Genomic DNA, 24,417 nt, shown 5'->3' on the forward strand with positions numbered 1-24,417 from the left:
TCTCGGCAACCTTGATCAGGCTCTTGCCTCCACTCTCAAATCACTCGAGCTCAATCCTGATAACCCCACTGCCCACATGAACCTGGGCGGCATCTACAAAGACCTCGGCAACCTTGATCAGGCTCTTACTGCATACAGGCAAGCAGAAACACTTGAGCCCAAAGAGTTGGAGTACGCAGCATCTTCCAAGCTATTTTTCAGCGATCTCCATCAAAATAATCATGCGATTAATATCGAACGGGAGGCTTACAGGAATGGAATTAATGAGCTCAAACAGAGCGCCTCAAACCTGAAGAAGTCAAACACAATTATTACAACTGGTATATTTTGGATTGCCTACCACAATAGGGATGACGACAAAGAGATTCTCGAAAGTTTAGGAAAATTTCTCTGCTCTGTACAGAAAGCAACCCTTACAAAGAATATCAATGCATACGAGAGCGTAGTAGCCAGCAAGGAAGGAATCAGACTAGGCATCTGTTCTGACTACCTTCACAACCACACCATCGGGAAACTGAATACAGGAATAATTAGAGTCTTGAAGGAGCATGGTTTTCATATCTCGATCTTCAAAGGAGCAAATGCAAAGACCGATGCCAAGAGTCTGGAGATAGACTCAAATGCACACACTTCCATAAGGCTTCCGCAGTCCCTAGAAGCAGCCTCTGAGATCATCAGAAAGGAAAGGCTAGACGTTCTACTGTATACAGATATTGGAATGTCGCCTTATACGTACATGCTTGCCATGCTGCGACTTGCACCCGTGCAAGTGACAAGCTGGGGACATCCAAATACGACAGGGCTGGAGACAATCGATTACTTTTTGTCATGTGAGTCGGTTGAGCCAGCCAATGCGCAGTCGAAGTACACAGAGCAGCTCATCAAACTCACAAAACTTCCGTGCATCTACGCGGCACCTGAGACCAAGATGGTAAGCAGCTCAAGAGAGAAGTTTCAGCTGCCATCGGGTCAGGTCTTAATTGGAATCCCTCAAAGCCTCTTCAAGTTCCACCCTGATTATGATGAGATCTTAGAAGAGATCATCTCTGAGCTTCCAAATGCCAAGTTTGTTCTGATCGAAGGGCAGAACAAGCCACAAACCGAGCGCCTTAAGAGCCGATGGGCAGCCAAGGCACCAAAGACATTAAAAAATGCGATCTTCCTACAAAGAATGTCGCAAGAAGACTATCTCTGCCTCCTAGAAACCGTGGATATTCTGCTAGACCCGATCTACTTCGGAAGTGGCAATACATTTTATGAGTCGATGGCAGTTGGCACCCCTCTAGTGACAATGCCAGGGGACTATATGCGTGGTCGAATCGTAGCGGGTGGTTACAAGCAGATGAAACTGCATAATGCTCCTATTGCCGCAGACTCGCAGGAATATATCAAGATTACAGCTCGACTGGCAAAGGATACCGAGCTGAGGAAGTCACTTAAGCAGGACATAAAATCTGCTGCGCAGAAGTATTTGTTTGACGATCAAGAAGCAGCTGATGAAATTATCGCGTTCATTCATGCAGCAGTGGATTGCAATCGAAAAACTGGTGGTCTTCTGCCTGTAGGCTGAATCCCTTCTAAGAAAGCAAGTCTGTGAGCAGCCGATACCTCGATAAGCAGTGCCCTGCATGCGGGTACACGATTGCAAAGATGATCTTTGACGCTGGAGTGAAGCCTCTAGCAACAATTGCGTGGGCAGAATCTGAGGAAGAAGCCAAAAAAGTGCAGTCATTTAAACAAGAATATATTCAGTGCCTTAACTGCTCTCACGTGTGGAATCATTTGTTTGACTGGGAGCATGTACCATACGGGAATAAGCCCAACAAGATGTACAACAATGGATCGCAATGGAAAAAACATATAGATTATCTCCAAGACTGGCTTTCAGACCGTATTACTGAGAATCCCACAGTTGTGGACATTGGATGTGGTGACGGTAGCTTCCTGATCAACATGGCAGAGCACTATGTCGGGAAGGGGCAATTTCATGGGTTTGATCCAAGTGGAGATGTTGATCCGAATCAATCAGCAATTATATTCAGCAGATCTTTGTATATGCCTCTCGAGGATACACCGAAGTACAAACCAGATCTGATTGTTATGAGGCATGTGATTGAGCATCTCACTGCTCCGTCATCATTTCTGCACTCATTGGCATGGGGTGCTTCTAGCTATGAACAACCAACATATCTCTACTGCGAAGTCCCATGCATCGATCGGGTTTTTGATACAGGTCGCTTGGCTGATTTCTATTATGAACATCCATCACAGTTCACGAGTGCTTCATTCACTAAAATGCTGAAGACGGCTGGAAAGATCGTCGATATTCACCATTCCTATGATGGAGAAGTCATTTGCGGGCTTGTCGAGCTGACTCCATCGGATGAGCAACAGATCACTAATCAGAATGCTGATGCATATTTCTCTAGTATCTCCGACTCAATTCAGCAGATCAGAAAGGATCTCAAGGGGCTTGTAGATTCTGGCAAAACATTAGCAATCTGGGGTGGGACGGGTAAATGTGCTGCTTTCATGCACCACTACAAAATATCTGGTGAAGACATACCCTTAGTTGTCGATTCAGATGAACGTAAGTGGGGAACTTATGTACCTGGCATCGGACAAGAAATAAAATGCCCGACTTTTCTCTTAAATCACCCCATTGATATTCTTATTGTGCCGACACAATGGCGGACTCAAGACATCCTCATTGAAGCTACTTCAATGGGGCTTACTTTCAAGCAAGTGCTTATTGAGCACAAAGGTAGACTAATTGACTTCACGACAGAAGAGCATCCATACAACAAAACCAAATTAAACAGTCCAACTGAGCAATAAACAGCAAAATACAAAGGATGATGGCGACTGGGGCACTGACGAAACAGAGGATCAATACATCGACAGACTCTGCCAATCATCGATGGATGAGTTGATCGATGAAACATGCGCAGACAATGACTTTAAACTTAAAGCAGTCTTTATACTTATTGATGACTCAACGAAATCCCCTCTTCCTCTCTGAAGCATAGAAACCCCCTACTGCCTCTTTGAGTATGAGATCTACTGAGCCATAACGAGAGTTCTTTCTCAGCATCTCCTTGAGAAGAGCCTCACTCTTCTTGTCTAACTTGATATTCAACGCCTTGGGAAGTGCTTGAAGTAAAAATCTTCCATTGCCACCTTGTAGCAACCAGACCTTGTTAGTCTGGTCTTACGCATCAAGGCTTCCTCCATCTGACGAAAAGCATTTACTTCTCGTCGATTGAAGGAGACATTCGTAGAAGGGGTCTTAGTGATATACATAGTTATTGAATAGAAAATATAGTGATGCCAGTTGCCAATGGAATAGACTAAACTCAAGGGGATGAAGCCTCAGGCAACAAGCGCACTTGACTTCTAGAAAGCATTTGAATCTATTTATATGTTTTCAACCTTAAAACCAATCACTTTTGAATCGAGAAGTACTCCAAAGAGAGCTCAAGCGCACTTAATGCGGAATCGATGCGGTATCAAAGCTCAATAGTCATGATCCAATCGACTCATACTCAAAGGAGTATTGAATCTGAATTTCCTATACCTTCACCACTATGTATAAGAGTTTTCAGTCAGAAATAGCTATGCGTAGCCTGCTGTCATATTCAACTGAGGTTTATTCCAAGGGAATAAGGACTACTGGCGCTTATTCATCAAGTACTTGATGCTCATCACTGATAGTCCTGCGATTACCCCTGTAGAGATGTCTCGGTAGATGCCTTGACCTCCAGAGAGCATCAGAGATGCCCTTCTGAGGTGGAAGGCGAGTAACCCTCTCCTCATCACCACAAGCATCAACAGCCTCTGGTAAGGGCACCTCTAAGACCTCTGGTGAAGGCAGCAGCAAGTGAGCTGCGTGCTCCCTCACGAAGTCCAGCAAGGTCGTTGCCATGCCGCAGCGATGGCACTTGAACCTCCATCGACCAGGAGATCCTTTCTCAGGATGGAGATACCCCTTGTGGACGTAACCAGGAGCATGACTGTCGTGTTGGCAGTAGGGGCATCGAAAGCGATACACCCCACTGGCAGTCTTTCTCCATCCCCGGTGCTGCAAGGACACTGAGAGACCCTGCAGCATTTGCTCTGGGGAGTGCATGAGACTTCAGATCAAAGACCGAGCTTTGCCTTCAGTCGCTTGTACTCGTCAAGATCAGCCTGAGTGGGGGCAGCCTCCAGATGGTTGGAGATGGCTTCCTCCACAGCTTCCTGATCGCCATCACTCCAAGTGACACTCAGAAAAGAAGGATTCCAGTGAGAACCCATTTCATAGTCACCTTTGATCAATGAATCAAAGAGGGAGTCACACTCCCATTCCTTCAAGTCGTCTTCAGAGACATAGTTAATGCACTCCCACTTGCTTCGAGCTTGAAGGTCGGGGTTGGTTGTCCACACCTCCATCTCGCCAGTGGTATTGCAAGGGAAAGAATTATTCGCTTCAAGAAGCTCATTCAAAACAATCGGATCAACATATTGATGCTCAGGGAGAAAGATATAGCCGCTGTCGTATTCAGCAGCCATTGACTGGACATAGAAAGTTTCAAACTTGGACTTCGCAGGCATGAATAAAAGTACGCGATTGGATGTGGTTTTTCTCGGTGTTTCTCACCGCTAGGGTTTAAAGACGGTTTATCGTCTTTGCCAGAGCAAATACGCAGTGGCGAGTATTTTATTTTCGCATCGCAGAGGAGGCGTCCTGCCCTCGTTTCGATACACATATTATATGGTGCACAGAAGCCAAAATCGCCTGGAGTATGCACTTTATCTTTACCTCATATTTAGACAATAAATCAGCTCATAGAAGCCAGTGCTGCCAACGGATCCGACGTACCAAAACAGGAAAGTCAAAACCCCTGATATAGCCACAAAAATTGGCACACGCCCTGCCTTATAAGCCAGCAGAAGCCCCCCTCAAGGAGGAGGACTGATCGAACCTGTAGAAGCTCATCTTTTCTCGCTCACACGCCTGCTGATGCCTTCTAAAGATCTTGGCTGAGTACAAACCAAGGACACCCTCCTTGGAGCAAGCAATGACGTCTCCGCAATGAGGACATCTGAATTTCTCACTCCTTTCCTCAAGCCACTGATCTTTGCTCTGCCTCACCATGTCGGCACCTTCACGCGCCCTGTGGGCTTGGCATAGGTCCTGAGCAGCTCCTCAGTGCGATGTCCTGCCACTGCTGCCAAATCAGCGGGACTATTCCCAAGTGCTAGGGCATGACTCAGAAACGAATGCCTTTGGGCATACAGACGCCTTGGCACTAGTCCCACACGTCGCTGAGACCGCTTCCAGACCTTCTCCAACCCTGAGTCATACAGATGTCCATGGGTCCTTGGCGTCACAAACACCAAGCCATCCTTCGTATTCAGTCCCAAACACTGCATGGTCTTCTTGTGCTGACTGAGCACCTCAACGACCTGCTGACTCAACGGCACCACCCGCGCCTTGCCTGTCTTGGTACCTGACCAGAGCCTTTGATGCGTGGCAGTGCCATCACGCCTCAACGTCTTACTGATCAGCAGCTCCCCTTCATCCAGGCGCACGCCGTCCCAGGTCAATCCAATCACTTCTGCATTCCTGAGCCCTGTGCTCAACCACAAGGCAAAGCAGGGGTAAAACCACTGCTCATTGCATCTGAGATCGTCCAGCACCTTCTTGATCTCCTCCCGACTAAGTACTTCCTCTTCCACTGACCTTGCTGGCACCTTCACCTGGACCAACCGCAATGCCTTATTGCCTGGTTGCACAGATCGAATCGTGCTGAGGAGCGTGGACTGGGTGGATGCCGCCAACCCCTCTGCCTTCATCCATACCAAGAAGCGATCAACCTCGGCTCTGGTCCTGATCGGCAAGCCATACCGCTTCACCACCCGATAGGCATGCATCACCCGTGCCTGCTTCTTCTCCTCTGCCAGTGACCTGAGGGCATCGAGCAAATCCTGGTCTCGACCCTCCACCAATGGGCGGTATCGATTCAGGGACAGGTCCAAATCCCCCTGCTGGGCATCCCGCCAGATCTCAGCGCAGATGGCTTGTCCCTTGGCTTGGGCAACTGGATCGTCAAAGCGACCAAGGCGATTGATGAAATGATCCCGCCCATCCAGCCTCAACCTGACTTGGAGAGCACCGTTGTTGTCCCTCACCCTGGGTGGCTTCTTCAACATCGCTCTCCCTGGCATGGGATTTGGGCTTAGGGCTGACACTCCTGAAAAGCCAAGCCAGATCAACAAATCCAGTAGCTCTTCTTAGCCGTAGGGCGTCTCAATGCGAGATCCAGTGCCCTCCTGGCTTTGGTTCTGGCTTATGGATCCATGAGAGCCCTGAGGTTCCCTGAGCGGTTGCTTCATAACCACTGCAAGTACAAGGAATCGGCACCCCCCGTGTTGCGCGTAGCGACAAGCTCCATCACAAGTTCGCCGTAATCGACCAGGGCAAAGTCATCACGGGATCCTTCAATTGGTCACCGTCGGCTGCTCATCAGAACGACGAAACCCTGCTGGTGATCCACTCACCCCAACTCGCCCAACACTTCACCCGTGAGATGGATCGCCTCTGGGACACGGCTGAACTGGGGATTACACCGCACATCCAACACAAACTTGAGCGTCAACGGATTCGCTGCGGGGATGGGGTGGAGAGGGGCTGAGAAAGCTGAGAGCCAGAGGATCTATATGACCATCAACACCTCCCCCATTTTTTTTGAGGGAGAGAGAGAGGGGGGGGGGGGGGACTTTGTCGCGCCATTCGTCGTATGCGTATGAGGCTTCTAATGCGCTGGGGCAGTGATTCCATCGACTGGCATCAAGAGCGCTAGCGATAACTGCCAATGCATCAGATGGAATTAAATAGACCTTCATTTGGAGAACAGAGATTCAACTTTGTCCTTGAACCAAACAAGGCTGAAGCACTTTTGCTTCTCAGCGGCTTTCTAAACTAGACTCGGACACTAAATATAGAGTTTTTTAATAAATATGACAACAATATCAGAAAGGCTTTGGGGCTTGCTAATTATTCAATATATATGAAATTAATTTTATGGATTTAAAAATCAAGAACAAGGTGGCAATTGTATGCGGTTCCAGCAAAGGCATTGGATTTGCAATTGCCAAAGAACTTGTCAAGGAGGGCGCATATGTGATGCTAAATTCGCGAAATGAATTCGAAGCGAATAAGGCATCAAAGGAATTAAATATTTCTTACAACTCAAGGGCAGCTTTTACATGTGGCGACCTATCAGAATATTCAACATGCAAAAATTTAGTGAATTCCACAATCGAGAAGTGGGGAACAATTGATATTTTAATAAACAACACAGGTGGTCCTCCTCCAAAGAATTTCCTAGACACTTCTGAAGAAGATTGGGATAAATGCTTTAAAAATATACTTATGTCTTCCATTAGGCTATCCAAGCTAGTTACTCCTTACATGATCAAAAATAATTGGGGCAGAATAATTACGATCGGATCAACACTAATGAAAGAACCATCCGCAGAAATGGTTCTTTCATGTACAATGAGGTCGGCAATGGTTAGCTATATGAAAAGCATTTCATATGTGCTAGCTCCTCATGGTATTACCGTAAACACTGTATCGACTGGCGGTGTAAATACAGATAGGCTTACTTCATTATTCACAAAAATTGCCAGAGATGAAGAGGTAGATTTAACTAAAAAGTTATCTGAGGCTGCAGCTTCAATACCTGTTAAGCGATTTGCTTCTCCAGAAGAATTTGCTCAAGGAATACTTTTTCTTGCATCTGCAAATAGTAGCTACATCACTGGAGAATGCATGGCAATCGATGGCGGGCTCACTAAATCCGCTTTTTAAATGAAATTATTTACAAAAGATCGCTTTTCTGATTCTACTATTCGCCTACGCGAGATCAAAGATGAAGGAGAAACAGTTATTCTTGTCAATATCCTCAAACAGTTCCAAATCTCTCTCCAAGGATTAGATGCAATCAGCCTCTATTCATTTGGTGATTTAGGCATTAATTCCTCAAACTATCTTGTATCAGTAGGATCCAAAAAATATGTTATTAAAAAACTAAACGATCGAAGTGAGGTGGAGCTAGATTTTTATTGTAATCTTTCAAATGAGCTTAGACGTGAGCTGGAAGTATTTCCATTCTTTCGGAAGTGCCATTCAAATAAGCTTTATCACGATGACAAAAGTTCTCTCTATTGCTTATTAGATTATATTGAAGGGGAATTTTTCAAGGGCACAAAGGCTCAACTTGAAGAAGTTGCTACAGCAATCAATCGCCTACATAGTTATTGCGCATCAAAAAGTCGGCTTGGCTTTTTACCTTCAAGAGAGTTTGACCTAATTCGTATAAACAAAGTTCTACAGAATTTCCTTGAATCCAATTCAAAAAGAAGGTTTTTGAATCGAACCCAAGAATCAATGGTAAGCAATAATATCACTAGTTTTTACAGGGCTCTTGACTATCTTTCCAACACTAATCGCTCGCATCTTGGCAAAGAAGAATTGGTGCATATTGATCTTCACCCCCATAATATTTTGTATAAAAATGATACACTAATGAGCATATTAGATATTAATTCTTTTAAGCTGGGGCAACCTTGTATTGCGTATGGATTTGCTGCCTATAAGCTCTACAGGCAGTCAATCGCTTATGACCATACTATTGCAAGGAATTTCAGCATTTTCAAGTTTATTGAACACATGAAAATAAATTACGATGCAAGGCTGCTTTTAAAGGGTGCCTTGATTGAAGTATTGACTAGGGCGACTATTATCTTAGAGCCAATATTGGAGGGAGAGAAATCTCCTTGGATAAGTGTACTAGACATTCAGCTTCTTGGTATCTTAGAGGTATTGCATTTTCTGGACATCGCCCATGAATAATATTACTGAAGAAAGGCTTCATAGATTTAGCCAACTTAAATTCTCTGGAGGCAATTGTCACTCAGACTTTTTAATTGCGTTGAGTAAGCATAAGCATTTGAACGGTCACATCCAGACATATTATGATTTTGCCTGTAACACCAACTACAATCACCCTGGCCTAAGCAAAGATCAATATTTATCACATCCTCTTAGGGTGGCGAAGTTAGCCCTTGACGAACTTCAAAATCCAACAATACCAGTTGTTGCAACCAGCTTGCTCCACAACTTGAAAGAAGTGTCAATCGATTCGTACAATACCTTTAAAGCATCAGGAATTACTGAGATTAGTCAAGCAATTGAGATACTGACCATTGACAGAAATAGAGCAAATGATAACGCGTACTTAAAGTCTTACTATGACCTTATATTCAATTCACCTGATTTTGTGGGAAGAGTAAAAGTATTTGACAAGTTGGACAACATGTTCATGTTATGCCTTAACAGGGATGACCACATTCGAAGGAGGTATATTGAAGAAATAGAAGAATTCGTCTTGCCTCTCGCAAGGTCAAAAGTTCCTCATCTAGCAAGATATATAGAACTCCTTGCTGTCAATTGCATGGAAGTTGGATTTATTGGCTTGGATGATTACAGATCAAACTAAATTCAAGAGAGTGAGCCTCAAGCGACAAATGCCATTGACTTCTCAAAAGCATTTAAATCTATTTACATGTTTTCAACTTTGAAATCCATTACTTTTGGACAAGAAGTACTCCAAACAGGACTCAAGCGCACTTAAAGCGGAAGCAGTGCGGAATCAAAGCTCATAAGACAAGATCCAATTGATCCATACTCAGAGGAATCCTTTATCTGAATTTCCTATACCTTCACCACTATGTATAAGAGTTTTCAGTCAGAAATAGCCATAAGAAACCCTCTGCCTTCATCCATGCAAGGAAGCGATCAACCTCTGCCCTTGTCCTGATCGGCAAGCCAAACCGCTTCACCATCCGATGGGCATATGTCACCATTGCTTGCCTCTTCTCTTCTGCCAGTGACCTGAGGGCATCGAGCAAGTCCTGGTCTCGACCCTCCACCAATGGGCGGTATCGATTAAGGGACAGGTCCAAATCACCCTGCTGGGCATCCCGCCAGATTTCAGCGCAGATGGCTTGCCCCCTGGCTTGGGCAACTGGATCATCAAAGCGTCCGAGGCGATTGATGAAATAGTCGCGCCCGTCGAGCCTCAACATGACTTGGAGAGCACCGTTGTTGTCCCTCACCCTCGGTGGTTTCTTCAACATCCCTCTCCCTTGCATGGAATTTGGGCTTAGGGCTGACACCCCTCAAAAGCCAAGCCAGATCAGCAAATCCAGTAGCTCTTCTTAGCCCTATTGGGTCTGAATGCGAGATCCACTGCCCTTTTGGCTTGGGTTCTGGCTTATGGACCTATGGGAGACCTGAGCATCCCTGAGCGCTTCCTTTAAAACCACTGCAAGCACAAGGCATCGGCACCCCTCGCCTCGCCCGTGGCGACAAGCTGCATCACAAGTTCGCCGTGATCGATAACAAAACTGTGGTCACAGGATCCTTCAACTGGTCGCCCTCGGCTGCTCACACCAACGATGAAACCCTGCTGATGATCCACTCACCGCAACTCGCGAAACACTTCGCCCGAGAAATGGATCGACTATGGGAGAGCGCTGAACTGGGGATCACACCGCACATCCAACGCAAACTTGAGCGTCAAAAGATTCGATGCGGAGATGGAGTAATGAGACGATAAGGAGTACTGGCTTAGCCTTAAACTCAAGCCAGAGCAAGAAAATGCAGTGGCTGGTTTTGGAGGAGCGGATGGTAAAGCAGGAAAATCAACAAAAAAGCCGCAACTGAACTTTCAGAAATGGTTCAACCAAGCCATTTATTCTCACAAGACAGGCCGGCTCAGAGAAGCCGAAGCGATTTACAAAAAAATGGTCACCGCAGGAACATCTGATCCTGCGGTTTTTTGCAATCTTGGAATCCTTTGCAAGAACAGCGGCCGAATTAACGAAGCCCTAGAACACTATGAACAAGCCCTGAAATTCGAGCCTGAAGACCCCCAGATTTACAGCAACATCGGAAATCTATACCGGGACACCGGAAATCTTGATCAAGCACTGCAATTCACACTAAAATCACTCGATCTTGATCACGAGTCATCAACTGTCCAGATGAATCTTGGCAGTATTTACAGAGATCTCGGAGAAACAGACGAAGCGCTAACAGCCACCATCAAGGCCATTGAATGCGATGAAGGCAACATCGAAGCTCTGCAGAACCTGAAAAGCCTTGCCAGCGACATCAAGGTCAACGTATTCAACAGAGACTCCGCCAACCAAGCCTACGAAAAGCTTCTCAAGTGCAATGACTTTTCCCATCGCAAAATCAGCCAACTCTTTATACAAGTCCACCTCGAAGACATCCAAGCGGCCGCAGGTTCAAACCCAATCATCTCAGACCAAAACCAGGCCTTTCATCGCCTCGCATCAGACTGGAGGTTCAGAACAGCGCTGACCTTACTGATCCCAACCCACAAGGAGACAGAGGAATTTCTCACGCGCCTAAGAAAGGAATTCCTAGTGCACGTCAAAAACCATAGTTCTATATCACCAGACCTCACCCCCCTCCTGGAGGCACTAGCGACGCAATGCTTCCTCAACGAATACGTCTATTGGCAATCAGATGAGGAACAACAATGGATCGATAATCTGATTGAAAACACAAAGGAAAGCAAAAAGGCCTTCAATCAATCCTTGCCCATGATTGGCTGCTATCGACCCATCCATGGCATCACTACCAAAGAAGCAATCAACTCATATCCCATCAACAGCAATGAGAGTAAAGCCTTCATCAATACCCAATTCCATGAGTTCGAAACAGAGCAGGACATCAAATCCCGCCTCGGCCATAGCAGGAAAATAACCAATGAGGTATCACTCGACGTACAACAGATGTACGAAGAAAATCCCTACCCTCGATACAAACACGCAGACCATACTCACCCCCTTTTTGCAAAACCAACAGCTGAGTTCATCTCCTTAGAGACAACCATTGAAAATCCCTCCTTCTGCAATGAGCTCTCAATACCCAACTCCAGCCCAAAAATTCTGATCGCCGGATGCGGAACGGGAAACCAAATCATTAACGCCAGTCGCTATAAAAATGCGCAAATCACGGCAATTGATATCAGCGCCAACAGCCTGGCCTACGCAGCAAGAAAAGTTCAGGAGAGCAACATGGGTAATGTTCGGCTCCAGCAACTGGACATCCTGAATGCCAATCAGCTTAAGGACATCTATGACGTGATTGAGTGCAGCGGCGTGCTGCATCACATGCAAAACCCCAGCGAGGGCCTGGCCTCACTGAACAGCAAACTCAAGCCGGGAGGCTATTTCAAGCTTGGCCTTTACAGCAAACTTGCCAGACAGAAAGTCTCTGCAGCACGAAAGCTGATCGAAAATCTGGGCATTCAAAGCACACCAGAAGGCATCAGAGATTTTCGCAAACAATTTTTTGACGGCAAACATCATGATCTCAAAGATCTATCAGAACTTGCGAGTGACTTCTATTCGCTCTCCGAGTGCCGCGACCTTTGCTTTCACGTTCAGGAGCATCAGTTCACCACCAAGACCCTGGAAAAACTTTTAGAGGCCGAGCACTTGGTGTTTTGTGGATTCATGCTTCCGAAATCCATCAAGGCCGCTTACCAGCACTGCTTCCCCGAAGACTCCAATGGCACCTCACTCAGCAACTGGGCTGAATTCGAGATAAACAATCCATCAACATTTCAAAGCATGTATCAGTTCTGGGCATACAAGCCTCTCTAGACATCTTTTGACGGAGATGATCACATCAAGCCCACCAAGAAATATCCAAACAAGTAATCAACAAAAGAGATTTTATCATCATCCACGAGCAAAGCAAATTGATCTCCCCCCAACAAAAGTGGAGTCAGCGAAGGCTTACAAAATCAAGACATGACCAAATACTCTGTTGCCCTATTGTCAATAAATCTTGGCTTCAACTGCGCAAAAGCACGCCAGAATGATCACATGACTTCGAAAATCACACGCATCCTGCTGCTCCTCGCCATGGCCAGCCCCGCAATTGCGGCAGAGCCCTATGAGCCATGGCCCAGCAAGGACCAGTTGAGAGGTATCGAACATGCTGCCTACGCCTGTTCCCGCGACAACTCAACAGAAACCTGCACGCGCGTTCGGCAGCTGGCTGATCCTCTAATGGATAGTCAAAGGCTGCCTGGGCTTTGCAAAGACGTGCTGTGGACGTTGATGGGCGAAGCCAAGGTCGCCAGCAGCAATGACTTCCGACGCAAAGACGCCATCACCAACACGGCACGGCGCATCCCAAAGGTCTGTGCCGAACCGGTCAAGAAAAAGGAAAAGCCCAAAGCACGTCAGGCCTAAGCCTCTCTAAGGCTTAATCAAAGTCAAAGCTGAACCGCTGACCTTGCATTTACGTGGGCACTTCTCTTCGAATGGCATCTAGGAGCGCCACACTCACGTGGGGGTGCTTCTTGATCTCGTCAACAAACATCTGCAAGTCGGCAGCAGTGAAACCTTGACTGGAGATTCGGGAGTCCACCTTTTTGCGGAACGACTCCAGAAGACTTTGTTGATCAGCTTCGAGAGGCTTGGAACCGGGATGGGTGACGTCCATCGAGGAAACAGAGGCAATCAGTCGTATATCGCCGAATCGTCGAGCAAATCAAGCAACGTCTCGGATGTAGCGAGCATCTCCCCCATGCTGAGTTCACTTTCCTGACCGGCCAGTTCGGAGGCCAACTCACACGCCTTAGAGGAGTGGCCTGAGACATCACAACTGTTGGACAACCGCACGATGGCGTTGGAAAGCTTGCCGCGCAGGCATTCTTCCGAACCTGACTGGTTGATTACAGCATTAGCTGCCGTGACCGCCTCTTGAGACGCCTCAGGCAAAGGCTGGGCCCGCTTCCAACTTTGCGATGCACCCACAGAAGGGGACACGCACGCGGTGCTGACGATCAACAGCAGCAGAAGGCGATGCATGGTCGTCGGCATTGGTGCGTGGCAAAGGGTAGCGATATCAACTGGTCGCGCCCATGGCATCGCAACTGGATTTCCATGTTTAGGTTCCGCATAAAGCCCCCCATCCGACGTGATGACCACCTCGGCCCCTGCGGAACCGACCCAACACCAGGTGCGCCTGGATGTCCCCTTCACCGACCAGAAGCCAGGAACCTCGGGCCTGCGTAAGAGCAGCCGCCAGTTCGAGGAGCCTCATTACCTAGAGAGCTTCATCGAGGCGTCGTTCCGCACTCTGGCGGCCGTGCAAGGAGGGACCCTGGTGCTGGGAGGCGATGGGCGTTACGGCAACCGCCGGGCCATTGATGTGATCCTGCGGATGGGCGCCGCCCATGGTCTGAGCAAGGTGATCGTCACCACCAGCGGCATCCTTTCCACGCCTGCCGCTTCCAACCTGATCCGGCAGCGCCAAGCCATCGGCGGCATCATCCTTTCCGCAAGCCACAACCCCGGCGGTCCAGACGGCGATTTCGGAGTGAAGGTCAATGGATCCAACGGTGGACCCACCCCCGCCTCCTTCACCGATGCCGTCTATGAATGCACCAAGACCCTGGAGCATTACTCGATCGTTGAGGCCTCAGCGATCCCCCTGGATGCACCCGGTCTGCACAGCATCGGTGCCATGCAGGTGGAGGTGATCGACGGCGTCGAAGATTTCGTCACGCTGATGCAGGAGCTGTTCAACTTCGATCAAATCCGCGATCTGATCCGCAGCGACTTCCCGCTGGCCTTTGACGCCATGCATGCCGTCACCGGGCCCTATGCCACCCGCTTGTTCGAAGGGCTTCTGGGTGCACCGGCGGGGAGCGTGCGCAACGGCACACCCCTGGAAGACTTCGGCAACGGTCACCCCGACCCCAACCTCACCTACGCCCACGAGCTGGCTGAACTGCTGCTCGAAAGTGACGACTACCGCTTCGGCGCCGCCTGCGACGGCGATGGCGATCGCAACATGATCCTGGGCCAGCGCTGCTTTGTGAACCCCAGCGACAGTCTCGCCGTACTCACGGCCAACGCCACATCAGCTCCGGCATATGCCAACGGCCTGGCCGGTGTGGCCCGCTCCATGCCAACAAGCGCTGCGGTGGACGTGGTGGCCAAAGAGCTGGGCATTGACTGCTTCGAAACCCCCACCGGCTGGAAATTCTTCGGCAACCTTCTGGACGCCGGAAAGATCACCCTTTGTGGTGAAGAGAGCTTCGGCACTGGCAGTAACCACGTTCGCGAAAAAGACGGGCTCTGGGCCGTGCTCTTCTGGCTGCAGATCCTGGCCGAACGCCGCTGCAGCGTCGCCGAGATCATGGCGGAACACTGGAATCGCTTCGGGCGCCACTACTACTCGCGTCACGACTACGAAGCCGTCGCCAGCGACGCCGCCCACGGTCTCTACGACCGCCTGGAGGCCATGTTGCCGAGCCTGATCGGCCAATCCTTTGCCGGACGCGTCATCAGCGAAGCGGACAACTTCAGCTACACCGACCCCGTTGATGGTTCCGTGACCACGGGTCAGGGCCTGCGCATCCTGTTGGACGACGGCAGCCGGGTGGTGGTTCGTTTGTCGGGCACAGGCACCAAAGGAGCCACGATCAGGATCTACCTGGAGAGCTATGTGCCCAGCAGTGGAGACCTCAACCAGAACCCCCAGGTCGCCCTCGCCGACATGATCAGTGCGATCAACAACCTGGCGGAGATCAAGCAACGCACGGGGATGGATGCCCCCACGGTGATCACATGAGGCAGTTAACCACTTGAAGCTTGCGATCACCTGAAGCGGCTCAACCAAAAAGCCACCCGCTGGGTGGCTTTTTTGCTGGCTCTTATTGATTCCTCAGCGACGACGACCACGATGGGAGTTGTAATGCCGGTAGGCCGGATCGGTGGCATCTTCCTGCAGCTGACGCATCGTCTCAATCGCAAACCCACCCAAGCCTCCTGAGGTGATCACCATCAAATAGAAGAGACGCAAGCGGCCAACATCGATCTCGGCCGGGCTGTTGTCGATCAACACCTTGAGGAAATAGGCAACAGCCAAACCAAGGCCAGCGCCAATGGCCACAGCAATCAAAACACGCATGCCACTGAAGGACTTGCGCTGATTCACCTCAAGCTTCGGCTCAGACATCAACTTGGTTGCGGGGTGGGAGTAGCGCCATCCTCAGGAGGCTTGGCTTCGTCTTGTCCCAACAAGGTCTTCATCACCACGTAGAAGACAGGAACCACCAGGGTTGAGAGGAAGGTGGCCACCAGCAGACCCCCGAACACCACCAAACCCAGGGACGACTGACTCTGGGCACCAGCACCACTGGCCAACATCAACGGCAAGAAACCGGTGAGGGAGGAGATCGCCGTCATCAGAATGGGCCGCAAGCGCGACTTGGCCGAGAACGTGGCAGCTTCCAGGGCGGAGGCTCCTTCTCCCATCTTCTGGTTAGCCAAGTCGACAATCAGAATCGCGTTGCCGCCTGCAAGACCAATCAACATCACCAGTCCCACCTGGGCATAGATGTTGAGCACCTGACCGGCCGCCCCTAGGAACACAAGCGCTCCCAGCAGGGCCGTGGGCACCGTCAGCAAGATGATGATCGGATCGGTGTAGCTCTCGTACTGGGCGGAGAGCACAAGGAACACAGCCAGGATGCCCAGGGCGAAGATCACAACGGCCAGGGATCCGGCCTTCACTTCCTCTCGGGAGATTCCGGTCCAGTCGAAGCCGAGGCCTTGGTAACTACCCGTGTTGAAGATCTGCTTCATCGCCCCGATCGCCTGACCCGAGCTATTGCCCTCCTTGGGGGTGCCGTCAATCTTGATCGAGCGGTAGAGGTTGAAGTGAGGAATGACGCTCGGGCCCACCGTCTGCTTCACCGTGAAGAATTCCGAGAGTGGAATCTGTTCACCCTGGGCATTGGCGACGTAGATGGCTGACAGCCGCTGTGGGGTGGCCCGGCTCACCTCATCCGCCTGCACATAAACCCGCCGCACCTTGCCTTCCTGGAAGGTGTCGTTCACGTAGGCACCACCGAAGTTGACACTGAAGGCCGACATGGCTGAACCGAAGTCGACACCGAGGGAGGCCATCTGCTCCCGGTCAACATCGATCTTGTATTGCGGAGCCTGCGGCGAGAACAACGAATAGACCTGATTCAGGACGGGATCGGTGTTCGCCGTCTGAATGATCTGCTGGGCAGACCCGAAAAATTCATTCAGCGAATACACACCGCTGCTTTGGTCAAGCAGCTGGAACTCGAAGCCGCCACCGGTGCCGTAGCCGGGAATCGACGGGGGTTCGACCACAAACACCCGACCGCCATCAATAGCGCCGTACAACTTGGCGTTGAGGCGCTTCACCACAGCACCCACGGTGTGGTCATTACCGGGACGTTCATCCCAATGCTTCATGCCAATGAAGAACAGACCCTTGTTGGGGGCGTTGCCATCGAGGCTGGCGCCACTGAAGAGAGCAGCCGATGAGATGTCTTCTTCCGAGCGCATCACTTCGGCCACCTCACGGTTGATCTCCAGGGTTTTCGCGTTGGAGACCCCATCAGGAGCCTGCACGAAACCGATGGCGTAACCCTGGTCTTCAATCGGCACAAAACCACCAGGAATGCGGGTGAAGGCAAAACCGGTGAGCAGGATGCCGGCAGCCAGAGCCGCCATCACAATCGGACGAGCCTTCAGCACGCCATCGAGGATCGTGGCGTAGCGCTTCTCAAAGCCGCCGTAGAGGCGATTGAAGTTGATGAAGATCAGGGGAACGAAGTAGCCAACACCGCCACCGATGGCGGTGAACAACACCACAGGGATCGGATTGGTGAAGATCACTCCGGTGGTGATCACGCCCACTGCAGCTCCACCAGCGGTGAAGGGAAGACGCAGGGGCAGACCGGTGATCTTGCCGGCGATGAAGCCGATCACGGCACCGATCACCGTGGGAATCAGGGCGGCGGCGGCTCCATTGCCAGCACTGAGAAGGCCGTAGATGAAACCAAGGACAACCCCGGCCGTGGCGTACTGATTGCGGCTGAGCTCCTTGGTCTCGCGGGACAGCAGCAGGGCCGAGAGCATCGGCGAGAACGTCAGCGCGTTGAAGGTGGAGATGCCGATCGAAAAGAGGATCGTGGCGGCGAACTGCTTGTAGATCGTGCCGGTAGCACCGGGGAAAAACAGCACCGGCAGGAACACCGCCATCTTCACTAGGGAAGTGGCGATCACAGCCCCAAACAGCTCATCCATGGTTTCCATGGCGGCCTGCACGGAGGTCATGCCCTCAGCCTTCTTGGCTGAGGTGTCTTCCACCACCGTGATGGCATCGTCAACCACAAGGCCGGTCGCCAGCACCAAACCAAACAGTGTGAGCTGGTTGAGCGAGAAACCGAAGGCCAGCACCAAAGCGAAGGTGCCGATCAACGCCACTGGAATCGCAATGGCGGGAACAAGCGTGGCCTTCCAGTTCTGAAGGAACAGGAACAGAATCAGCACCACCAGAATCACCGCATCCCGCAGGGAGTTGGTCACACCTTTGATCGACTGGTTGATGAAGTCGGTGGTGTCGTAGATCTTCTGCACCCCGAGGCCGACCGGCAGGGTTTTCTCGAACTCACCGAGCACGTCCTTGACGCCGTTGGAGACCTCAATGGCGTTACTGCCGGAGAGCTGGTAGATGGCAATACCCACCGAAGGCGTGCCGTTGAGATCCATGGCATCGATGCCGTAGGTCTCACCTCCGAGCTCCACCCGGCCCACATCCTTGAGCCGCACCAGACCACCGGCATCGGTGGTTCTCAGAATGATGTTCTCAAATTCCTGGGTGCTGGTCAGACGTCCCTGCAGCTGAACGGTGAAGGTGAACTCCTGACCTTCAGGAGCAGGGGCACCGCCAATCTGGCCAGCAGGCACCAGACGGTTCTGACTGCGCAGCTGATTGACCACATCTGTGGCCGAGAGATTATTGGCCGTCAGTTTCTCCGGATCCAGCCAGAGCCGGAAGGCGATCTTTCTGTTGCCGAAGTAAGTGACGTCGCCGACGCCCTTCACCCGCTTGACGTTGTCGGTGAGGTTCTTATCGAGATATCCACTGATCGTCTCCACCGAGTATTCGGTCTTGGAGGGGTCTTCGTTGACGAAGTTGTAGACGAGCAGAATCGAGTTGGAGGCCTTGTTGACCGTCACACCCGACTTGCGCACCTCCTCGGGCAACTGCGGCTCCGCCAGGGAGACGCGGTTCTGAACATTCACCTGGTTGATGTTGCCGTCGGTGCCGCTTGCAAATGACACCGAGATCGAACTCACACCATCCGACGAGCTGTTGGAGGTGATGAAGTCCATGTTCTCCACCCCATTGATCTGCTGCTCGAGAACGGAGGTCACCCCCTGCTCAACAGCAACCGCATCTGCGCCCACGTAGGTGGACTGCACCTTCACCGTTGGCGGAGCAATGTCTGGAAGGTTTTCGATCGGAAGGATCGGAATCGCGATCAAACCGACGATCACGATCAACAGGCTGCAGACCGTGCTGAGAACAGGCCTGGTAATGAAGTTATTGGATGCAGACATCGTTCAACCTCAGTTCGCCTTGGCGGGTTGCACCTGCACGGGCATGCCGTGTTTCAGGTTGAGCAGATTGGTGGTGACCACCATCTGGTTGGCTTCAAGGCCTTTGGTGATCGGGTAGAGCTGGTTCTCCAATTCGCCCACCGTGACCGGCGTTTGCAGGGCGAACTTGGCGTCAGCGGGCAGCTTGCCGGCCTTGATTCCCTTCTCCAGGGTTTCAATATCAGCCTTGCCGGGGTTCTCCTTGAGCTCCTCAAACGTGCCGAGGCGGAACACGAAGCTCTGGCCTGACGTCTGGGTAACGGCTGCAAAAGGAACGGCAAGTTCTTCTTCAGCCTTGATCTGAACCCGGGTGCGAAGACGTTGACCATCCCGCAGTTTTCCATCCTCATTTGGGAAGACCGCCTTCACCAGCAATCCCTGGGTCTGCTTATTGACTCGGGGGTCGATCGAGCCCACCTCTCCGGTGGCAAGCAGGTCGTAACTACCCGGCGCACTGAGCAGCACCGGCTGCCCAAGGGCCAGACGAGAGGAGAAGACTGCGGGCACCTCGACCCGTGCTTCGAGTTCGTTGTTTTGCACCAGGCTGGTGAACACCTGGCCTTGCTGAATCACATCGCCAACCTTCACGTTCACATCAGCGACCGTGCCAGCAGAAGGAGAAGTCAAGTTGTTGTAATCAAGCTCGGCCTTCGCCGAGATGTACTGGGTGCGATAACGATCCAATTCCTTCTGTGATGCAGCTCCTGTCTCAGTCAAATATTTGTAGCGCTCGTAGTTGGCTCTAGCGGTTTCGGCTTTGGCCTTTTTCTCGACTTGATCAAGCACCACCAGCAATTCACCGGCTTCGACTTCATCACCCTGGCGAATCTTCAACTCAAGGATTCGACCTCCCGACTGGGCGGCGAGCTCGACAAGATTGCTGGCTTCCAACGTGCTGACGGTGTCGACACCCTCAGTGAATTCAGCCATCTGGGTCGAGACGGCCTGCACCTTCGGCGGCGGCGGCTTCGGTGCTTCGCTCTTGCAGGAACTGACCGTGATCAGGGCGGCGAGGGTGAGCAGGAGTCGCTGCGGATGACGCACGGCAAAAAGGCTTTCTCGGATTATGCAGCGTTCCTGAGAGCCTGGCCGCACAGGGTTTGCACCTCTGGGAACCGACACGCCCAAAAACGTTCGATTCGGACCAGTTCCAGCGCCGATTGAGAACGTCAGGGACACTGGGTCAACGCCGATTGTCCGTTGGGTCAGGACCTCTTCGCTTTTCACGGTGAGCAGCAACGGCGGCGGCTGGCCCCCCTGGCTGACCGGATGCGCCCTCGCACGCTGGAGGAATTTGAGGGCCAGAGTGGGATCTTGGCGGACGGACGGCTACTGCGTCGCGCCATCAAGGCCGATCGGGTTGGCAACCTAATCCTGCATGGACCGCCAGGGGTCGGCAAAACCACCCTGGCGCGGATCATTGCCAACCACACCCGCGCTCACTTCAGCAGCCTCAATGCCGTTCTCGCAGGCGTAAAGGACCTGCGGATCGAGGTGGATGCTGCACGCCAACGGCTGGAACGGCATGGATTGCGCACGATCCTGTTCATCGATGAGGTGCACCGCTTCAACAGTGCCCAGCAGGATGCGCTGTTGCCATGGGTGGAGAACGGAACCGTCACCCTGATCGGTGCCACCACGGAGAACCCCTATTTCGAAGTCAACAAAGCGCTGGTCAGCCGTTCCCGGCTGTTTCGTCTGTTGCCACTGGAGCCGAAGGATTTGCAGCGGCTGCTACAACGCGCCCTTGCTGATGGGGAACGGGGTTACGGCGACCGGTCGATCGTCATCAGCAGCGATGCCACCGACCACCTCGTGGACGTGGCGGGTGGTGACGCCCGCAGCCTTCTCAATGCCCTTGAACTGGCGGTGGAAAGTTCGGAGCCCGATGGCGAGGGGGTGATTCAGATCAATCTGGCCATCGCCGAGGAATCGATCCAACAGCGGGCGGTCCTCTATGACAAGCACGGCGATGCCCACTACGACACCATCAGCGCCTTCATCAAATCGCTGCGGGGCTCAGATGCCGATGCGGCGATGTTCTGGCTGGCGCGCATGGTGGAGGCCGGCGAGAACCCGCGCTTCATTTTCCGCCGGATGCTGATCGCGGCGGGGGAAGACATCGGCCTAGCCGACCCGCAGGCCATTGTTGTGGTGGAAGCCTGTGCCGCTGCCTTCGAACGGGTGGGACTGCCGGAAGGGCTGTATCCGCTAGCCCAGGCCGCCCTTTACCTGGCGGGTACCGAAAAGAGCAACAGCGTTCTGGGCTTCTTTGATGCCCTGAAAACGGTCCGCGCCGCCCGTCAGCAGGACGTGCCCGGGCACTTGCGCGATGCCAACCGAGACGGAGCCGCCTTTGGCGACGGCGCGGGCTACCGCTACCCCCACGCCTATGCCGAACACTGGGTGGAACAGCAATACCTCCCCTCTGCACTGCAAGGGGAAGTGTTCTGGCAACCCGGCCAACTCGGATGGGAAGGGGAACGGCGAGAAAGGATGGCAGAACGCCGGGCAGCCCAACTCGCCGCGGCCGCGGAACTGGCGGCCGACCAGCCCTTGCTGCTCAGCAGCGGACCCGACCGTCCCGGTGTGGACCGCTGGGTGCAACGCCAACTCGGCCAAGAGGGGGAACGCCTTCAGCGGCTGCGCGAGCGACTCTGGCGAGACATCCCCTGGACCCGCAGGGATCGAGTGCTGCTTTTGGGGATGCGTTCGCTGATCTGGGCTATCGATCCCTTGCGGGCCACCCCGGAAGGTGGCGTGACCGTGCTTTGCGACAACGAAGCGGATCGCAACCGATTGGAAGCGCAGCTGGATCTGCTCGAACCTGAGCATCGACCCCAACTGCTGACCGACAACCTCGACACTCTGTCTTCGACCCAAGCCTTCGACTGGATCGGAGGACGGCTCGCCGCAGCAGACCTGCAAAAGCAGAACTGGACGGCGCTACTGGATGCGATCAACCGGCATTCCCTCCCGACGACGGGCTTACGGCTGCTGCTCAGTCGCGCCGAACTGGGTCCCGCCGGTGCTCTGCAGCAGAACGGGGGCGCAGAGGAGCTCTTAGGCCCTGTTGTGGCCCAGGAACAACGCTGGCTCGAGCTCCAACAGCGCCCTGAAGAGCTCTTGGCAAACGCGGGCTGGCAGCTCAGTTGTGACGATTGGCTGGAACCCCTAACCCTGCCGGGGGGAAAAGAGCTGGCCGACCGATGGCTGGCCGAGGGGTCGCCTTACCGGCAGGCCATGGGAGAAATCAAAACCGAGGTGCTGGCGGAATTGCGCCGGACGTTGAATGGCCTGGGCGACGGCGGCCTGCGGCTGCCCATGCGCCATCAACTGATCAAAGGCAACCAAATCAAGCCATAAAAAAACCCCGGCCGAGGCCGGGGCGATGACACAGGGCTCAGGGCCTGATCACCAGAGGGGACGGGCAGGAGCGACGTAAGCGGAACGAGCAGCGGGCTCGGGCAGCACGGAGTTGGCCTGCACGCAAGCGGGCAGGAAGACGTACCAGGACAGCAGGGAGGTGCACTGGGCGTCGCCTTCGCACTTGTCGGGGGCACAGACGTTCTGGATGCCGTCGTAGGTGCCGCAGGTATCAGCCAGGCGGAAGTCCACGGGCAGCTCAGCCATGATGCTGGCGGAGGAGATTTCACCGTCGATGGAGTCGGCGATGATCGCGGAACGCAGGGCCACCACGGAGGTGGACTTCATCTTCCAGTAAGGGAAGTAGGAACGGGTCTGATCCTTCAGGAACTTGACGCCGTCGTCGGAGTACAGGAAGCGGGACACGCCGATGATGTCAACGGCGTAGGTCTTGGTCATACCTTCCTGGATTTCTTCGGCAGTCCAACCGGAGTTGTTGATGCCGGCATCCAGAGCACGATCGGTGACTTCACCGGTGGTCAGGAAGGTCTTGAACTCAGAAGAGGTGGTTGTCCACACAGCACCACCGGTGTTCCAGCGGACGGGACGCTTGGTTCCTGCTTCAGCAGGAACTGCCAGAGCGGCGAGGGAGGCACCGGCCAGAAGGCCAGCGGCGAGACGAGAAAACACGGACGACAAAGAGAGCACGTCAATAAAAAAAATAGCTCCCAAAAGAAAAATCGCCAACAAAAACAAGCCTCTGAAAAGGCCAGCACCACACGAATAACAGGAATTTCGCGAGAACAGACTCGCGAGACTCAATATTTCAGGTCGATTTGTACCTTCTCCTCGCCAAAAGAAAGCAGAAATCTCGGGTCAATTCAAGTGAATCCTTTGCCATCCGTCCGGGCAGCGGTCTTCATGCACCAGACGCACGCCATCCCGGTCGCCGCGGCAGTGACGCATCCGAAGGCGACCGCCCCAGCGCTCAACTTCGGCGAGGTAAGCCTCCGTGCCGTGATGAGGCTGAATCCACAGCCGGGTCCGAACGGCATCGCGATCGACCTTTGCCACAAGCTGCGGTCTGGCAGACAGGCCGAGATCCTGCAGGGAGCCTGCGAATTCACCCCAGTAATGGCGCGTCATCTGCGCACGCGTGAAATCCATCAGCAGCGTTTCGGCTTCACTGCGTTGATGCAAGGTGATTTCGCGCTGCAACAGCTGCCGGCTCAAATTCGCCTCATACAGCCGTGGAGCGGCTTGATCCAAAGAGAGACCATGACGCGGTGCGACGAGCGCACTGGCTCCCATGGCCAACAGACCTAAAGCAGCCAGGGAACGTCCAATTTGGTCCACCCGAGTCCGCGACACCATGGCCCAACAACTGCAGGTTGGTTGCAAGGTAGGCAGCACAAACAGTCTTGTCCGGAACCGGGATTGTCCTGAACGCCG

At 52.4% G+C, this 24,417-nt stretch carries 17 protein-coding genes and 2 pseudogenes; 11 read left to right on the top strand and 8 right to left on the bottom strand.

Features of this window, described 5'->3' with window-relative positions; all coding sequences use genetic code 11:
- Positions 1 to 1,570 (top strand): tetratricopeptide repeat protein (locus FZZ92_RS12495; protein ID WP_226423338.1); only part of this gene is annotated, 1,570 nt, incomplete at its 5' end.
- Between the two features lie 23 nt (positions 1,571 to 1,593).
- The gene (locus tag FZZ92_RS12500; protein WP_226423339.1) at positions 1,594 to 2,838 is read left to right on the top strand and encodes a class I SAM-dependent methyltransferase; all 1,245 of its coding nucleotides are present in this window, start codon (positions 1,594 to 1,596) and stop codon (positions 2,836 to 2,838) included.
- 1,302 nt (positions 2,839 to 4,140) lie between these two features.
- Here FZZ92_RS12500 and FZZ92_RS12505 read toward each other — a convergent pair.
- Both FZZ92_RS12505 and FZZ92_RS12510 read right to left on the bottom strand, forming a co-directional pair.
- Positions 4,141 to 4,593, bottom strand: coding sequence for a hypothetical protein (locus FZZ92_RS12505; protein WP_226423340.1), 453 nt, complete (start codon positions 4,591 to 4,593; stop codon positions 4,141 to 4,143).
- A 537-nt stretch (positions 4,594 to 5,130) separates the two neighbouring features.
- Positions 5,131 to 6,195 (bottom strand): site-specific integrase, encoded by a 1,065-nt coding sequence (locus FZZ92_RS12510; RefSeq protein WP_226423341.1) that lies wholly within the window; start codon positions 6,193 to 6,195, stop codon positions 5,131 to 5,133.
- A 194-nt stretch (positions 6,196 to 6,389) separates the two neighbouring features.
- Between FZZ92_RS12510 and FZZ92_RS12515 the strand changes: the two are divergent.
- From FZZ92_RS12515 to FZZ92_RS12545, 7 genes and pseudogenes are all read left to right on the top strand, one after another.
- Positions 6,390 to 6,677, top strand: a pseudogene (locus FZZ92_RS12515) (phospholipase D-like domain-containing protein); the annotation flags it as partial.
- A gap of 389 nt (positions 6,678 to 7,066) precedes the next feature.
- Positions 7,067 to 7,858 carry an SDR family oxidoreductase gene (locus tag FZZ92_RS12520; protein WP_226423342.1) on the top strand — a complete coding sequence of 264 codons (792 nt, stop codon included), beginning with the start codon at positions 7,067 to 7,069 and terminating at the stop codon, positions 7,856 to 7,858.
- Positions 7,859 to 8,902, top strand: coding sequence for a phosphotransferase (locus tag FZZ92_RS12525; protein ID WP_226423343.1), 1,044 nt, complete (start codon positions 7,859 to 7,861; stop codon positions 8,900 to 8,902).
- Between the two features lie 196 nt (positions 8,903 to 9,098).
- Positions 9,099 to 9,548: a hypothetical protein gene (locus FZZ92_RS12530; protein WP_226423344.1), complete on the top strand. Its 450-nt coding sequence runs from the start codon at positions 9,099 to 9,101 to the stop codon at positions 9,546 to 9,548.
- An 837-nt stretch (positions 9,549 to 10,385) separates the two neighbouring features.
- Positions 10,386 to 10,670 (top strand): annotated as a pseudogene (locus FZZ92_RS12535) (phospholipase D-like domain-containing protein); the annotation flags it as partial.
- Between the two features lie 46 nt (positions 10,671 to 10,716).
- Positions 10,717 to 12,753, top strand: a complete 2,037-nt coding sequence (locus FZZ92_RS12540) for a class I SAM-dependent methyltransferase (RefSeq protein ID WP_226423345.1) — start codon at positions 10,717 to 10,719, stop codon at positions 12,751 to 12,753.
- A 225-nt stretch (positions 12,754 to 12,978) separates the two neighbouring features.
- On the top strand, positions 12,979 to 13,350 hold the full coding sequence (locus FZZ92_RS12545; RefSeq protein ID WP_226398637.1) for a hypothetical protein: 372 nt from the start codon (positions 12,979 to 12,981) through the stop codon (positions 13,348 to 13,350).
- Positions 13,351 to 13,620: 270 nt separating this feature from the next.
- Here the strand turns inward: FZZ92_RS12545 and FZZ92_RS12550 are convergent, their stop codons facing one another.
- Positions 13,621 to 14,091, bottom strand: a complete 471-nt coding sequence (locus FZZ92_RS12550) for a hypothetical protein (RefSeq protein ID WP_226423347.1) — start codon at positions 14,089 to 14,091, stop codon at positions 13,621 to 13,623.
- On the opposite strand from FZZ92_RS12550, the gene FZZ92_RS12555 reads away from it, so the two are divergent.
- On the top strand, positions 14,084 to 15,742 hold the full coding sequence (locus FZZ92_RS12555; RefSeq protein ID WP_226398640.1) for an alpha-D-glucose phosphate-specific phosphoglucomutase: 1,659 nt from the start codon (positions 14,084 to 14,086) through the stop codon (positions 15,740 to 15,742). The two genes, FZZ92_RS12550 and FZZ92_RS12555, sit on opposite strands and share 8 nt — an antisense overlap.
- A 93-nt stretch (positions 15,743 to 15,835) precedes the next feature.
- Here the strand turns inward: FZZ92_RS12555 and FZZ92_RS12560 are convergent, their stop codons facing one another.
- The 3 genes from FZZ92_RS12560 to FZZ92_RS12570 are packed head-to-tail and all read right to left on the bottom strand — an operon-like array spanning position 15,836 to position 20,643.
- Entirely contained in the window at positions 15,836 to 16,129 is a 294-nt protein-coding gene (locus FZZ92_RS12560) for a hypothetical protein (protein WP_226398641.1), read from the bottom strand.
- Positions 16,129 to 19,560, bottom strand: a complete 3,432-nt coding sequence (locus FZZ92_RS12565) for an efflux RND transporter permease subunit (protein ID WP_226398642.1) — start codon at positions 19,558 to 19,560, stop codon at positions 16,129 to 16,131. The genes FZZ92_RS12560 and FZZ92_RS12565 overlap by 1 nt, the downstream gene beginning before the upstream one ends.
- A gap of 9 nt (positions 19,561 to 19,569) precedes the next feature.
- Entirely contained in the window at positions 19,570 to 20,643 is a 1,074-nt protein-coding gene (locus FZZ92_RS12570; RefSeq protein ID WP_166017711.1) for an efflux RND transporter periplasmic adaptor subunit, read from the bottom strand.
- Positions 20,644 to 20,799: 156 nt separating this feature from the next.
- Between FZZ92_RS12570 and FZZ92_RS12575 the strand changes: the two genes are divergently transcribed.
- Entirely contained in the window at positions 20,800 to 22,965 is a 2,166-nt protein-coding gene (locus FZZ92_RS12575) for an AAA family ATPase (protein WP_166017710.1), read from the top strand.
- 48 nt (positions 22,966 to 23,013) lie between these two features.
- Here the strand turns inward: FZZ92_RS12575 and FZZ92_RS12580 are convergent, their stop codons facing one another.
- Both FZZ92_RS12580 and FZZ92_RS12585 read right to left on the bottom strand, forming a co-directional pair.
- Positions 23,014 to 23,655, bottom strand: a complete 642-nt coding sequence (locus FZZ92_RS12580) for an alpha/beta hydrolase (RefSeq protein ID WP_226398644.1) — start codon at positions 23,653 to 23,655, stop codon at positions 23,014 to 23,016.
- A 186-nt stretch (positions 23,656 to 23,841) separates the two neighbouring features.
- Positions 23,842 to 24,339: a thymidylate synthase gene (locus tag FZZ92_RS12585; protein WP_226423348.1), complete on the bottom strand. Its 498-nt coding sequence runs from the start codon at positions 24,337 to 24,339 to the stop codon at positions 23,842 to 23,844.
- Positions 24,340 to 24,417: the final 78 nt, after the last annotated feature.

The organism is Synechococcus sp. MU1611 (genome assembly GCF_020514255.1).
Classification (GTDB): Bacteria; Cyanobacteriota; Cyanobacteriia; order PCC-6307; family Cyanobiaceae; genus Parasynechococcus.